This window comes from Mucilaginibacter sp. FW306-07-L (genome assembly GCF_058782065.1).
Genome location: NZ_JBYSXI010000001.1, coordinates 67,297 through 81,256, shown reverse-complemented (window position 1 = coordinate 81,256; position 13,960 = coordinate 67,297). Strand labels below are relative to the sequence as shown.

12 protein-coding genes are annotated in these 13,960 nt (G+C 44.5%); 5 read left to right on the top strand and 7 right to left on the bottom strand.

Annotation, left to right across the window (positions count from 1 at the left end):
* Nucleotides 1-78: 78 nt before the first annotated feature.
* The gene (locus AC3WJC_RS00315; protein WP_492397070.1) at nt 79-1,734 is read left to right on the top strand and encodes a glutamine--tRNA ligase/YqeY domain fusion protein; all 1,656 of its coding nucleotides are present in this window, start codon (nt 79-81) and stop codon (nt 1,732-1,734) included.
* 146 nt (nt 1,735-1,880) lie between these two features.
* Nucleotides 1,881-2,171: a hypothetical protein gene (locus AC3WJC_RS00310; RefSeq protein WP_492397069.1), complete on the top strand. Its 291-nt coding sequence runs from the start codon at nt 1,881-1,883 to the stop codon at nt 2,169-2,171.
* A 1-nt stretch (nt 2,172) separates the two neighbouring features.
* On the opposite strand, the gene AC3WJC_RS00305 is transcribed toward AC3WJC_RS00310, so the two are convergent.
* Both AC3WJC_RS00305 and AC3WJC_RS00300 read right to left on the bottom strand, forming a co-directional pair.
* Complete coding sequence (locus AC3WJC_RS00305; RefSeq protein WP_492397068.1) at nt 2,173-3,000, bottom strand: N-acetylmuramoyl-L-alanine amidase; 828 nt, start codon at nt 2,998-3,000, stop codon at nt 2,173-2,175.
* Between the two features lie 45 nt (nt 3,001-3,045).
* Nucleotides 3,046-3,351 carry a hypothetical protein gene (locus AC3WJC_RS00300; RefSeq protein WP_492397067.1) on the bottom strand — a complete coding sequence of 102 codons (306 nt, stop codon included), beginning with the start codon at nt 3,349-3,351 and terminating at the stop codon, nt 3,046-3,048.
* Between the two features lie 123 nt (nt 3,352-3,474).
* Between AC3WJC_RS00300 and AC3WJC_RS00295 the strand changes: the two genes are divergently transcribed.
* Nucleotides 3,475-3,696 carry a helix-turn-helix domain-containing protein gene (locus tag AC3WJC_RS00295; protein WP_492397066.1) on the top strand — a complete coding sequence of 74 codons (222 nt, stop codon included), beginning with the start codon at nt 3,475-3,477 and terminating at the stop codon, nt 3,694-3,696.
* The gene (locus AC3WJC_RS00290; protein ID WP_492397065.1) at nt 3,696-5,693 is read left to right on the top strand and encodes a DUF2075 domain-containing protein; all 1,998 of its coding nucleotides are present in this window, start codon (nt 3,696-3,698) and stop codon (nt 5,691-5,693) included. The genes AC3WJC_RS00295 and AC3WJC_RS00290 overlap by 1 nt, the downstream gene beginning before the upstream one ends.
* Before the next feature lie 10 nt (nt 5,694-5,703).
* Here the strand turns inward: AC3WJC_RS00290 and ypfJ are convergent, their stop codons facing one another.
* Together ypfJ and recJ are read right to left on the bottom strand one after the other, a co-directional pair.
* Nucleotides 5,704-6,552, bottom strand: coding sequence for a KPN_02809 family neutral zinc metallopeptidase (ypfJ, locus tag AC3WJC_RS00285; protein ID WP_492397064.1), 849 nt, complete (start codon nt 6,550-6,552; stop codon nt 5,704-5,706).
* A gap of 144 nt (nt 6,553-6,696) precedes the next feature.
* Nucleotides 6,697-8,397, bottom strand: a complete 1,701-nt coding sequence (gene recJ / locus AC3WJC_RS00280) for a single-stranded-DNA-specific exonuclease RecJ (RefSeq protein WP_492397063.1) — start codon at nt 8,395-8,397, stop codon at nt 6,697-6,699.
* Between the two features lie 131 nt (nt 8,398-8,528).
* Between recJ and AC3WJC_RS00275 the strand changes: the two genes are divergently transcribed.
* The gene (locus AC3WJC_RS00275) at nt 8,529-9,299 is read left to right on the top strand and encodes an MBL fold metallo-hydrolase (RefSeq protein ID WP_492397062.1); all 771 of its coding nucleotides are present in this window, start codon (nt 8,529-8,531) and stop codon (nt 9,297-9,299) included.
* On the opposite strand, the gene AC3WJC_RS00270 is transcribed toward AC3WJC_RS00275, so the two are convergent.
* From AC3WJC_RS00270 to AC3WJC_RS00260, 3 genes are all read right to left on the bottom strand, one after another.
* Nucleotides 9,296-9,715: a response regulator gene (locus tag AC3WJC_RS00270; protein WP_492397061.1), complete on the bottom strand. Its 420-nt coding sequence runs from the start codon at nt 9,713-9,715 to the stop codon at nt 9,296-9,298. The two genes, AC3WJC_RS00275 and AC3WJC_RS00270, sit on opposite strands and share 4 nt — an antisense overlap.
* 326 nt (nt 9,716-10,041) lie before the next feature.
* Nucleotides 10,042-12,933: an aminomethyl-transferring glycine dehydrogenase gene (gene gcvP, locus AC3WJC_RS00265; protein WP_492397060.1), complete on the bottom strand. Its 2,892-nt coding sequence runs from the start codon at nt 12,931-12,933 to the stop codon at nt 10,042-10,044.
* A 144-nt stretch (nt 12,934-13,077) separates the two neighbouring features.
* A complete protein-coding gene (locus AC3WJC_RS00260) occupies nt 13,078-13,800 on the bottom strand; it encodes a pyridoxine 5'-phosphate synthase (protein ID WP_492397059.1) in 723 nt (240 codons plus the stop codon).
* Nucleotides 13,801-13,960 lie beyond the last annotated feature (160 nt).

Sequence of the window (13,960 nt, the reverse complement as noted above, 5' to 3'; positions counted from 1 at the left end):
AAATCATCAAAGAAACAAACGCGGCGGCAAAAGGGGCTCATTTTTTTGCGTACCTTTGCCCACTGTTAATATTTGACCATGAGCGAAGAAAAATCGTTAAATTTTATAGAGGAAATTGTTGAAGACGATATAAGTACCGGTAAGAACGGCGGCAGGGTGCATACCCGTTTCCCACCCGAGCCTAACGGTTACCTGCATATTGGCCATGCCAAATCAATATGCCTGAATTTTGGACTGGCCAAAAAATACGGCGGCAAAACCAACCTGCGTTTTGATGATACCAACCCGGTAACCGAGGATACCGAATATGTAGAAAGCATTAAGGAAGACGTGCGCTGGCTGGGCTTTGAATGGGCCAATGAACTGTACGCGTCAGACTATTTTGACCTGCTGTACGCCTTCGCCCTTAACCTGGTGCGCCAGGGTTTGGCTTATGTTGATGACAGCACTCCGGATGAAATAGCCGCCCAAAAAGGCACGCCGACCGAACCAGGTACGCCTAACCAACACCGCAGCCGCAGTATTGAGGAGAACGTACAATTGTTTGAGGACATGAAAGCCGGCAAATACCCGGATGGCGCTAAGGTATTGCGTGCCAAGATTGATCTGGCATCGCCAAACATGCACCTGCGCGACCCGATTATGTATCGTATTAAGCATGCCAGGCATCACCGTACAGGTGATAAATGGCGTATTTACCCGATGTATGATTTCGCCCACGGCCAGTCGGACGCTATTGAGGAGATCACCCACTCTATCTGTACGCTGGAGTTCATCCCTCACCGCCCGCTGTACGAGTGGTTTATTGAGCAACTGGAGCTTTTTCCATCGCGCCAGTATGAGTTCGCCCGCCTTAACCTGAACTACACCGTAATGAGCAAGCGCAAGCTGCTGCAACTGGTAAATGAGGGTTATGTTGAGGACTGGAATGATCCGCGTATGCCAACCATAAGCGGTTTACGCCGCCGTGGTTATACCCCGGCCAGCATCCGCGAGTTTTGCGAGCGCATTGGCGTGGCTAAGCGCGAAAATATGATTGATGTTGCCCTGCTGGAATTCTGTATCCGCGAGGATCTGAATAAAACCGCCTGGCGCCGTATGGCCGTGCTCGACCCGGTGAAACTGGTGATCACCAACTACCCAGAAGGACAAACAGAAACCCTGCACGGCGAAAACAACCCCGAGGTTGAAGGCGGTGAAGGCGGGAGAGATATACCGTTCAGCCGTGAAATATGGATAGAGCGCGAGGACTTTATGGAAGTTCCGCCTAAGAAATTCTTCCGCCTGGGTGTAGGGCTAAGTGTAAGGCTGAAAAACGCCTACATTATAACCGGCGAAAGCGTAGTTAAGGATGCGGAGGGCAACATTACCGAGATACATTGCACGTACAATCCGGAATCAAAATCGGGTAGTGATACCAGCGGTATAAACGTAAAGGGTACGATACACTGGGTGAGCGTTCCGCATGCTAAAACCGCCGAGATTAGGCTGTATGACCGCCTTTTCAAGGTAGAAGATCCATCGAACGAAGACGGCGACTTTAAGGATTACATTAACCCCGATAGCCTGAAAGTAATTACTGGCTTTATTGAGGAAGACCTGGCTACTGCCGTACCGGGCAAGGGCTACCAGTTTATCCGTAAAGGCTATTTTACGCTCGACCAATATTCAACACCCGATAAGTTGGTATTTAACCGTACCGTTACTTTGAAGGATGGCTGGGTAAAGAAATAACTATTCTTTCTTTATCAGATACAAAGCGGGCTATTTTTTCATAGTCCGCTTTTTTTGTGGCTGGCAATCAGCATGTATCAGCTTTGTTATTGAGCTGCATTAAACCTGCATGTGCTTTTGCTATCATACCTGCAAAACATATCACAATGAAGAGATTACTTATTGCCTTATCAATATTTGCAATGACAAGCTGCACGGTTCAAAAGCTAAAACCTGTAACAATAGGCATGTCTGAAGAACAATTTAAAAGTGAGCATAGTAAAAGTAAAGTAGTAGAAATGTCACCCGATCGAACTGTTTATAAGGATTGGGATCGCAGCACTATACCTGATGACTATGTTGTTAAGTTTTACTATTTCACTAAGGGTAAACTTGTATTGATGGATGAGGGATTCCTGCCTATTGGTGCAACATTCCGTGTTCCTTCATCAATGTAGATCAATATTTTTGGTAAACATTATACAGCACATTCAGGTCGAGCTGTGAAAGCACCGGTGAGCTATCAGCCTGCACAAAATGGTTTTTGAAGGCTGAGATGGCAGCGTTGAGGTTGGCGGTGTCATAACCGATCAGTCGTAAGGCGGTGGCTACATCAAACCCTTCGGGAGCCAGTTCGAGCATATCATTACTCCAATAGCCGAAACCCTTTTCGGCCAGCTTTTTCCAGGGAAAGTATTTGCCGGGGTCAACCTTGCGGGTGGGTGCCAGATCCTGGTGCCCGATGAAGTTGGCTGTTGGAATATTGTATGTTTTTTTAAGGTGCGCCAGCAGGATGATCAGGCTGTTGATCTGTGCATCACTGAACGGCGACCGGCCATTGTTATCCAACTCGATACCGATTGACGAACTGTTAACATCCGTGCCGTTCCCCCACTTTCCCGAACCGCCATGCCAGGCACGCAGGTAATCATTCAGCATGTGGTAAATGCGCCCATCGCCGCCGATAACATAATGCGCGCTCACCTGCGTTTTGGTGATAGTAAATGTTTTAAGCGTTTGCGCCGCAGAATCCTGCGCGGTATAATGGATCACCACGTAATTAGGCTTACGCAAATTAAAATTCACCGTACCCACCCACTCGCTGGCCAGCTTACGCCCCAGGCTATCCGTCAAAACCACCGGCTCAGTTTGCAGCAACGTTTGCGCGAATGCCTCAGCCTGCTCGTTGTACACCTTGTTGGTTACCGCGTATGGTCCTTTTTTGGGGGAGCAGGCGGTGGTGAGGATTAACAAAGCGAGGATTATGTAGAGGTGAAGTTGTTTCATGTTATATATACGAATTGACGAAGTTAATACCTAACCATGCAAAGTTCATGATGTTTTTATACGATTTATAAATTCGAGCACATCGATACTTTCTGTCGGAGCCTCATCGGTAAACATAACACCATTAAATTCTTGAAATAAATTATCTGTGTCATCCCTCCACTCATCAAAGTATAAACAAGGTAGCTTCCACTTTACTGGATAAAACCAAGTTTGATCTATCAATGCATTTCTAATCGCAAATTGAATATCAATTAAGGCTATGCTGCATCTGTTACTAAATACTACAAGACCATAATTTTTGTAGTTACTATTATCTCGATATAAATATAAGAATTGGATGTTTGGCATCCTCAAATTAAAGGATAGTCACTTAGATTACTGTACTACTATAGGTGAACTTAGAATCTACACTTGCCAAAATGACACTCATAGTCCGTTGACTTATAGTCAACAATAAACCAATTTGCTTGAATGGATATTAAGCTACAGGTTGGTCAGCGAATAAAAGAGCTACGAATTGATAAAGGTCTATCACAGGAAGCATTAGCAAACAAATCAGACCTTGATAGGACTTATGTTACAGACGTAGAAAATGGTCGTCGAAATATTTCAATACAAAGTTTACAGAAATTAGTTAATGGTTTGGACATTCCATTCAAAGCTTTTTTTGATTCAGTAATATTTATTAAATAATGGCTGCTTTTTATTCAAACAGCATAGCCCATTTTGTTAACGATGACATTAATTCAATTGTCGGCTTACTTACTACTCAAGCGGGCTTATCTGGCTTCCACCAGCAATTGCATACACAAACATTATCCTGGAATAAAGAAATAGAAATTTTAAAATCGGCATTTGTTGAACTTTTATCTCAATATGCAAACATTGCTAATTGGAACATATTGTTAGAGTATCCTATTGCACGCAGAGAAAAAAGAATTGATGTTGTAGTTATAGCCAATAATATTATTATTGTAATAGAGTTCAAAGTTGGCCGCACCGAGTATTTAAACACTGATAAAGATCAATTATTAGATTATTGTTTGGACTTAAGAGATTTTCATTTTGAATCCCGAAATAAAATTATTGTACCTGTATTGCTTTCAACCGAAGCTAAAAGTACTACTAATATCTATCTGTCAAATTCAGAATTAGTACAAAACATTATTTTATCTAATACTAAAGATATAACTAATGCATTAGCCAACATAAATCAAAATTGGGTAAACAACTCCTACGTTAACATAGATTATCGTAAATGGGATAAAAGCAACTATTCGCCAACACCCACCATTATTGAAGCAGCACAAACTCTTTATGCGGGCAAATCTGTTATAGAGATTTCTCGCTCACATGCAGGCACAAAAAATCTAACAAAAACGTCTGATGCTGTAATTGATGCAATAAAAACGGCGAAAGCCAATAAACAAAAAATCATCTGTTTTATAACAGGAGTACCAGGGGCGGGCAAAACTTTAGCAGGTTTAAATATTGCACATTACAATGAATTTCAAGACAATGATAAGTCATTAGCAACATTTTTATCAGGTAATGGGCCATTAATTAAAGTTTTAAGGGAAGCTTTATCTCGCGACGCTTTTAAGAAGATTAAAAGAAACGACGCCTCCGCTAAAAAGAAAGAGACGGACAGAATTATATCATTCATAGAAAACGTACATCGCTTTCTTGATCACTATTTTATTGAGAAAGAGAAAACGCCCAACAATAAAATTGTAATTTTTGATGAAGCTCAACGAGCGTGGAATGCTGAACATTCAATGAGAAAGTTTCAACGACCGCATTCAGAACCAGAAATGATGCTGGAAATAATGAGCAGACATACCGATTGGGCTGCTATTGTTGCTTTAGTGGGGGGCGGGCAAGAAATAAACACAGGCGAAGCTGGTTTAAGAGAATGGGGTAACATCATAGAACAAAAATTCTCTGGTTGGAAAGTGTTTGTATCGCCTCAACTAAAAGTTGGAGATCACAGCACTGGTAATTTAACACTATTCAACCAATCGCCTGAAAACGTAAGTGTCTCCGAAAATATAAATCTCCATTTGGATGTTTCAATTCGTTCGTACAAGGCAGAGGAGCTATCGAGGTGGGTAAATCTAATTTTAACCGACGATCCTGACACGGCTCAAGAGGTATTTATAGAAAAGCTGACAAACTATAAAATTACACTTACAAGAGACTTAGACACAGCGAGGCGTTGGCTTAAATTAAAATGTAAAGGAACACGGCGCATGGGATTGGTTGCAAGTTCAGGTGCGAGACGCCTAAGACCTTATGGACTTGACGTAAAAATAGAATTAGAAGAAGCCGAATGGTTTTTGAATGGTAGAGACGATGTTAGGTCATCTTACTATCTCGAAATTCCAGCCACAGAATTTGGTGTTCAAGGTTTAGAACTTGATTGGGTTGGGGTTTGTTGGGATGCGGATTTAAGACGCCTGTATAATAGTTGGGATTTTAATGCATTTAAAGGTAGCAAATGGCAAAAAGTAAGCAAACTTGAAATGCAAAAATACATCATCAATAAATACCGAGTGTTATTAACCCGTGCAAGAGAAGGCATGGTTATATATGTGCCCAAAGGCGACGTAGAGGATCCAACAAGAAACCCTGATTTCTACAATCCAATTGCTAATTATCTAATATCTTGTGGTGTTCAAGAAATTTAATTAATCCCCCCTACAACCCCATCTCCGCAAAAGTATCACCCTGCTTAACATCACCTGTTTCGTAGCCTTTTTTAAACCAGTGCTGGCGTTGGGCACTGGTGCCGTGGGTAAAGCTGTCGGGCTCTACGCGGCCGGTGCTTTCTTTTTGCAGGCGGTCGTCGCCAATCTGGTTGGCGGCGTTCAGGGCTTCATCAATGTCGCCGGGCTCTAAAACGTTCTTGGTGCTTTGTTCGTAGTGGGCAAATACGCCCGCGTAAAAATCAGCCTGTAACTCCAGCGCTACCGATAGCTTGTTATATTCTTCTTCGCTTACATTGCCTCGGGCACGCTCCAGTTTGGCGCTGGTACCCAGCAGTTGCTGCACATGATGGCCAACCTCATGCGCTACTACATAAGCGCGGGCAAAATCTCCGGCGGCGGCAAAGCGTTGTTCCAGTTCATCAAAAAAGGCAACGTCAATATATACCTTACGGTCGCCGGGGCAGTAGAAAGGCCCGGTTGCTGATTGGGCAAAGCCGCAGCCCTCGGTTTGTACGCCATCTTCAAAAAAGTGCAGGGTTGGCTCTTCATAGGTTTTGCCCATCTCCTTAAATAATTTACCCCAAATATCCTCGGTATCGGCAAGCACTACACTTACAAACTTTTGCTGTTGGTTGTTCGGGTCAATGCCCGGCTGGGTATTGGTTTGTTCGCCTTGTTGTTGCTGCCCACCGCCCAGTATCGCTGATGGATCGATCCCGGTAAAGAAGTAAATAGCGGCGGCAATAATGCCTACCACACCACCACCCAATGCCAAACCACGGCCACCGCCGCTGCCCTGTTCGGTATTACTACTTTCGCGCCTGCCAAGCCATTTCATGTTATGCTGATTTAAAAGGTTTAAGCGTTAACGTGGATAAGTGCCGGTTTGTTTGACCAAACTCTGCCCCCTATCTGTTTTCAAAAAGAGGTAGTAACAAAAAACCCTCTTCACATTAAGTAAAGAGGGTTGCCGGGCATTGTGCTAATAACACCTTATCCCCTTTATGTTTAACTGCAGCGAACGCTTGTCGCGCCATACATTTTCCTCAATACTGTAGCATACATCAAAGGGCACACCGGGGCGAATCTGGTGCAGGCATTCGCCGTGGTTAAAGGCGATACAATCAAACCATGCTGAGCCTGGCTGACTGATGCTCATCTTGATATGATTACTACCCACTAATCCCGGCGTACCATTCACATAAACACCTTTCGACAAAAACACCGGCGACATATTGCCCGGCCCAAACGGCGCGAACTGGCTCAGCACCCGGAAAAATTTGCCATCAATATCCTTCAGGTCGAGTTCGGCATCAATTTCTATTTGCTGGATCAATTGCTCGGCGGTAATGGATGCGCTTACCACTTCTTCAAATTTATCCATAAAAGCTTCCACATTTTCGGGCTTCATGGTGAGGCCTGCGGCATATTTGTGTCCGCCAAATTGCAACAGCAAGTCGCTGCAGCCGCACAGGGCCTCGTATAAATCATATCCCAAAACAGAGCGTGCCGAACCTGCCACATGCCCGTTTGAGCGGGTGAGCACTACGGTTGGGCGATAATATTTTTCGGTAAGGCGTGAGGCCACAATACCGATCACGCCTTTATGCCAGTTCTCATTAAACACCACGGTTGATTTCCGTTTAACCATTACCTCGCTCGCGCCGATCATGCTTAATGCTTCGTCGGTTATTTGCAGGTCGTGGCCTTTGCGTTCGGTATTTTTAACGTTGATGAGCGCGCCTTTTTCGCGGGCATCCACTTCATCACAGGAGATCAGGAGTTGCACGGCGTGTTTGGCATCATCTATCCTACCCGCGGCGTTAATACGCGGGCCCAACAGAAACACAATATCGGCAATAGAGTAATTGGCTGAACGGCCTGCAACTTCCATCAGTATCTTGATGCCGGTACAAGGCTCGTTATTTAGTTTTTGCAGACCAAGATAGGCCAGCACACGGTTCTCGCCGGTTATTTGTACAATATCGCAGGCAATGCTTATGGCAACTAAATCAACAAACCTAAATAAATCATCAAACGGAACACCGTTTTTTTCGGCATAGGCCTGTACCAACTTAAAGCCCACCCCACAGCCTGAAAGTTCCTTATAGGGGTATTCGCAATCCGGGCGCTTAGGGTCGAGCACGGCAACAGCCGCGGGAATAGTATCGCCGCAGGTATGGTGATCGCAAATAATAAAATCGATATTCAGCGTGTTGGCATAATCAACTTTATCAATAGATTTGATACCGCAATCGAGCGCTATAATTAACGAGAAACCATTGGCCGCCGCGTAGTCAATACCTTGGGTGGATATACCATAACCTTCAGTATAACGGTCGGGAATGTAATATTCCAGGTTATCATACCGCTCCTTAAAAAAGCCATATACTAATGATACCGCCGTTGTGCCGTCCACGTCGTAATCACCGTAGATCAATATTTTTTCGCTACTGGCTATGGCGAGTTCAATGCGTTCAACAGCTTGTTCCATACCCGCCATCAAGAAAGGATCATGCAAATGACGTATATCGGGTCGAAAAAAATAACGAGCTTCTTCGTAATCGTTAATGCCCCTGCTGATCAGCAAATGGCTCAAAACAGGATTGATGTTCAACGCTTCTGAAAGCCTTTTTACTTCATCATGATCCGCTTTTTGCCTGATGGCCCACCGTTTATTCATATCTTTGCAGGGGATAAAACCCTAAATATATAACATTGGCTATTAAACATAAAGCCAATTAAATTATTGTTAACAAAATAACACCGGGCTGATATTTTGACCTTGCTCAAACATCAGCAGATATACAGATCATGGAAATATTTACACTTGGCGAAGGCTCTTACTCGGTTGATGCAACAAAAAAATTCGTCCCGTTTAATCCGCAAACTGACGACCGCAAAAGCCGCCCTGGCTCATTGTTCATCCATGTAAATCCCTTCCTGATCAAAACCTTAACAGACCTGATTTTATTAGACAGTGGTTTGGGTTACAAAGATACGCGCGACGAACTATACCTCCACCAGCACATACGCAATGCCGGTTTTGAGCCGGAGGATGTAACGCTGGTACTGATGTCCCATTTGCATTCCGATCATTCAGGCGGTTTGGTGGTTGAGCGGGGGGGTAGCCTGCAACCCAGCTTTCCACAGGCCGAGCATGTGGTGCAGCGCGGCGAATGGGAGTATGCCCTGGCCGGTAAATCATCGTCATACCATATCGAGATATTTGAAGCCTTGCAGGATAGTGTGAAACTTACCCTTACCGAGGGCGACGGTACACTTAAACCGGGCATCACCTACCAGCTATCGGGCGGGCATTGCCAATACCATCAGGTGTTTTTAATTGAGGAGGATGGCCAAAAGGTATTTTTTGGGGGCGATGAATTGCCTGAACCTGAGCAACTGCTGCGCCGCTTTAGCGCTAAATATGATTATGATGGCCGCAAGGCGATGGAACTGCGCGAAGAGTATGGTAAACAAGCCGCTGCTGATGGCTGGCGTTGTTTGTTCTACCATTCAAAAGGCACTACCGTTGGTACGGTAACTTATGATGGGGAGCACTTTGCCATACAATCGGCTTAGCCTTCTTTCTCTACGTTAAAAATTTCTTTGATTCGCTCAACATTCAGCGGTTTTGAAATAAAATCGTGCACTAATGGGTATGAGCGAGCCTTGCTGATGTCATTACTGAATACGGAAGAAGATATAATGAAGATCTTGGTCTTTTTCAAAGGGTCGATCCCCAGACGTTTATACTCGTCTAAAAAATCCCAGCCATTCATAATAGGCATGTTTATATCCAACAAAATATAGTCGGGCATCGCTTCCGGATCTTTTTGTTGTAGTTCTACAAGCTGGTCAATAGCAAATTTACCGTTCAGGCATGCTGTAATATTGGTATTTAACAATGCCTTTTTTATCAGTTTGATGGAGATGAAATTATTGATCTCATCATCATCAACTAACAGAACGTTTATTGTTTTGCTAAGGGTGCTCATATCAGGTGTGTTATACGTGTGTTCAATTAAAAGGTTTTATTCTTATTAGTTGTAAAGTTATAAAATTCCAAACGCCTGAGTATATTCAATGTAAATGTTACAATAAAATACCACGACCGGTTTAATATGAACTACCTTTTATTTAAACGGCTTAAATACTAAATAATACCTTTATTAATATTATCTGAATACTATACAACCAAATACGCAAAAAGTTAGGTTTTAGTTACCTGATAATTGTACAAAGCACAGTTTTTTTACACAAAAAACGCATAAACAAATTGGCTTAATACCAATATTGTTTATGCGTTAAAAAATATACTTAATTATTCAATAATACTTTCTTCAAAAGCATAGTCCTCAAGCGGCGGGCACGAGCAGATCAGGGTTCGATCGCCATAGGTATCGTTAACCCTGCCCACTGATGGCCAGAATTTGTAAGCCGCTACATAAGGCAACGGGAAAGCCGCTTTTTGGCGGGTATAAGCGTGCTCCCACTGGTTGCCGGTAACCACAGCAGCGGTATGCGGCGCGTTTTTTAGCGGGTTGTCTACTTTATCAAGCAAACCGCTCTCTACATCCTTTATTTCATTACGGATAGCAATCATGGCATCACAGAAACGGTCAAGCTCATGTTTAGGCTCTGATTCCGTAGGCTCGATCATCACAGTACCTGCTACCGGGAATGATACGGTTGGCGCATGGAAACCATAGTCCATTAAACGCTTGGCAATATCAGTAACCTCAATGCCTTGCGCTTTAAATGAGCGGCAATCCAATATCATCTCGTGCGCGCAACGGCCTTTGCTGCCGGTGTACAATACCGGGTAATGTTCTTTTAACCTTGTTTTAATGTAGTTGGCATTCAGTATAGCGTATTTGGTAGCGTTGGTTAAACCATCGCCGCCCATCATGGCTATATAAGCGTGTGATATGATAAGGATGGAAGCCGAACCCCAAGGTGCCGCCGAAACAGCCGGGATAGATTTACCCTTATCAATATCAACCACCGCATGGCCAGGCAGGTAAGGCACTAAGTGCTTAGCTACACCTATCGGACCCATACCAGGGCCACCACCACCGTGAGGGATACAGAAGGTTTTGTGCAGGTTAAGGTGGCAAACGTCGGCACCAATGTTGGCCGGGCTGGTTAAACCTACCTGCGCGTTCATGTTGGCACCATCCATATAAACCTGGCCGCCGTTTTCGTGTATAATATTACATACCTCGATAATGCTTTCCTCAAACACACCGTGTGTTGATGGGTAAGTCACCATTAGGCACGAAAGTTCGTTTTTATATTGCTCGGCTTTGGCTTTCAGATCGGCTACGTCAATATTACCGTTCTCATCACATTTTACTACGATGATCTTCATGCCGGCCATAGCTGCCGATGCCGGGTTGGTACCGTGTGCAGATGACGGGATCAGCGCGATGTTACGCTGTGTATCGCCCCTATCCAGGTGATAGGCACGAATAACCATCAGGCCTGCGTACTCGCCCTGTGCGCCGGCGTTTGGCTGTAAGCTCATGGCTGCAAAGCCGGTGATCTCGCTCAGCCATTTATCCAGTTCGGCAAATAACTGCATGTAACCGCCGGTTTGGTCAACCGGGGCAAAAGGGTGCATCTTGCTAAACTCCGCCCAGGTAACAGGCACCATCTCGGTGGTAGCATTTAGCTTCATAGTACATGAGCCCAGGGCAATCATGGAGTGGCAAAGCGAAAGATCCTTATTTTCCAGCGATTTTATGTAACGCAGCATCTCATGTTCTGAGTGATGCGAATTAAATACCGGGTGGGTAAGGTAAGCTGATGTACGCTGCAACTCAGCCGGAATGGTAGTTTGCAGGTTGCCTTTCAGCTCATCAATATTAACATCATTCAGGGTTTTGCCTTTTACCTTGGCAAAAAAGCGAACAATGGTTTTTACATCTTCAACAGAAGTAGTTTCGTCAAGCGTAATGGTAACTATTGAACCATTGTAGTTCAGGTTCATTTCGTTATTCAAAGCCTCGCCGTGCAGCGGGCCAACCAACTCACCTAAATCAAATTTTAAGGTATCAAAATAAGCGCTATTCAGTTGCTTGTAGCCCAACTCTTCGAGTGAATTTGAAAGCAATACGCTTAACCCGTGTATACGTTCCGCGATCAGCTTTAAGCCTTGCGGACCGTGGTAGGTGGCATACATACCAGCCATAATAGCCAGTAATGCCTGCGCGGTACAAATGTTTGAGGTTGCTTTATCTCTGCGGATATGCTGCTCGCGGGTTTGCAGTGCCATACGCAGGGCGTAGTTGTTGGTGCTATCAATAGTTACACCGATAATGCGGCCCGGCATTGAGCGCTTGTACTCCTCTTTAGTGGCAAAGAAAGCCGCGTGCGGCCCGCCAAAGCCCATGGGGATACCGAAGCGCTGGCTGCTGCCAACCACAATATCAGCACCCCACTCGCCCGGAGGCGTTAACAGTACCAGGCTCATCAAATCGGCAACAACGGTTAGTTTAATACCTTTTTCGTGTGCTTTAGCAGCAAAATCGCTGTAGTTATATACTTCGCCGTTTTTAGCAGGGTATTGCACAATGGCACCAAACATATCCTCCGTCAAATCAACCGACTCATGGCTGCCCATTACCAACTCGATGCCATAAGGCTCAGAGCGGGTTTTTAAAATATCAATGGTTTGAGCAAAAAGCTCTTCAGAAACAAAAAACTTATTGGCCTTTTGATTTTTACGCAGGCTGTATTGCATAAACATCGCCTCGGCAGCGGCGGTACCCTCATCAAGCAATGAGGCATTGGCTATTTCCATCCCGGTCAAATCAATCACCATGGTTTGGAAGTTAAGCAGCGCCTGTAAACGGCCTTGCGCTATCTCGGCCTGGTAAGGGGTGTACTGGGTATACCATCCCGGGTTTTCGAGTATGTTACGCTGTATTACGCCCGGTACAATAACATCATAATAACCCTGACCGATGTAGCTTTTAAAAACCTTGTTTTTTGACGCGGTTTGTTTAAGCGTGTTCAGGTAATCAAATTCGCTTTTGGCAGGCGGCAAATTCAACGGGTTCTTCAGGCGTATCTGCGCCGGAACGGTCTGTTCAATAAGCTCATCTAATGAATTTGCGCCTACTGTTTTTAACATTTCGGCGGTGTCGGCTTCGTTGGGTGCGATGTGGCGCGACTGGAATTTCTCCTGGTAATCAGTGTTCAATTGCATGAAAATGTGGCCCTGTTAATATATGCCGCAAAGGTACAATTATTACACCGATTATCAATTACCTAACCCGTTATTGACATTGCTTTTACACGCCTGTCTCATTCATCAACCTAACAAATAAGGCACATTGATAAAACGTTAAACCTAAACGCCCTTTAATTGCTCAAGATATTCCTTTATCGTATTATCTAACCCTAAATACAAGGCATCACATACTAAAGCATGCCCTATGCTTACTTCCAATAAGCCGGGGACATTTTCGGCAAAGTATTTCAAATTCTGCAAGTCCAGATCGTGCCCGGCGTTAATGCCCAGCCCGGCCTCGTTGGCTACCTTTGCCGCGGCAATATAAGGCGCTACGGCCAGCTCACGCCCATGCGAAAAATGGGTGGCATAACCTTCGGTATAAAGTTCTATCCTGTCTGTACCGGTTGTAGCGGCAGCTTCAACCATTTGCGGTACGGGGTCAACAAATATAGATACCCGTATGCCCGCTTCCTGAAACATCGCTATCGTATCCTTCAGGTAAGTCTGATTGGCAATGGTATCCCAGCCATGGTTCGAGGTGATCTGCCCCAGCTCATCGGGCACCAGGGTAACCTGCGCGGGTTTGGTTTCCAGCACCAGGTCAACAAACTTTTGTTCGCGGCTGTTGCCTTCAATATTAAACTCGGTGGTAATTACCTGTTTTATATTGCGTACATCATCATAACGAATATGCCGCTCATCAGGCCTGGGGTGTACAGTGATCCCTTCCGCGCCAAAACGCTCACAATCCATAGCTACTTTCAGCACATCCGGGTTATTACCTCCGCGTGAGTTACGCAGCGTTGCTATTTTATTGATGTTTACTGACAGGCGTACCATAAGCGTAATTATTTAAGCGGCAAATATCATTAATTAAGGTTAAAACAATAAAATGTATTTTTCAGATTGACGCTTTTGTGATTAATATCCCCTCTGCCCCATCTTGTAGATTTACTTCCCCGAACTGTTACCTGTAAACCTTTGAACAACAATGATAAAA

Bases quoted from the DNA above. Each gene is read 5' to 3' on its own strand.
- AC3WJC_RS00315 (WP_492397070.1), top strand. From the start codon at position 79: ATGAGCGAAGAAAAATCGTTAAATTTTATAGAGGAAATTGTTGAAGAC.
- AC3WJC_RS00310 (WP_492397069.1), top strand. From the start codon at position 1,881: ATGAAGAGATTACTTATTGCCTTATCAATATTTGCAATGACAAGCTGC.
- AC3WJC_RS00305 (WP_492397068.1), bottom strand. From the start codon at position 3,000: ATGAAACAACTTCACCTCTACATAATCCTCGCTTTGTTAATCCTCACC.
- AC3WJC_RS00300 (WP_492397067.1), bottom strand. From the start codon at position 3,351: ATGCCAAACATCCAATTCTTATATTTATATCGAGATAATAGTAACTAC.
- AC3WJC_RS00295 (WP_492397066.1), top strand. From the start codon at position 3,475: ATGGATATTAAGCTACAGGTTGGTCAGCGAATAAAAGAGCTACGAATT.
- AC3WJC_RS00290 (WP_492397065.1), top strand. From the start codon at position 3,696: ATGGCTGCTTTTTATTCAAACAGCATAGCCCATTTTGTTAACGATGAC.
- ypfJ (WP_492397064.1), bottom strand. From the start codon at position 6,552: ATGAAATGGCTTGGCAGGCGCGAAAGTAGTAATACCGAACAGGGCAGC.
- recJ (WP_492397063.1), bottom strand. From the start codon at position 8,397: ATGAATAAACGGTGGGCCATCAGGCAAAAAGCGGATCATGATGAAGTA.
- AC3WJC_RS00275 (WP_492397062.1), top strand. From the start codon at position 8,529: ATGGAAATATTTACACTTGGCGAAGGCTCTTACTCGGTTGATGCAACA.
- AC3WJC_RS00270 (WP_492397061.1), bottom strand. From the start codon at position 9,715: ATGAGCACCCTTAGCAAAACAATAAACGTTCTGTTAGTTGATGATGAT.
- gcvP (WP_492397060.1), bottom strand. From the start codon at position 12,933: ATGCAATTGAACACTGATTACCAGGAGAAATTCCAGTCGCGCCACATC.
- AC3WJC_RS00260 (WP_492397059.1), bottom strand. From the start codon at position 13,800: ATGGTACGCCTGTCAGTAAACATCAATAAAATAGCAACGCTGCGTAAC.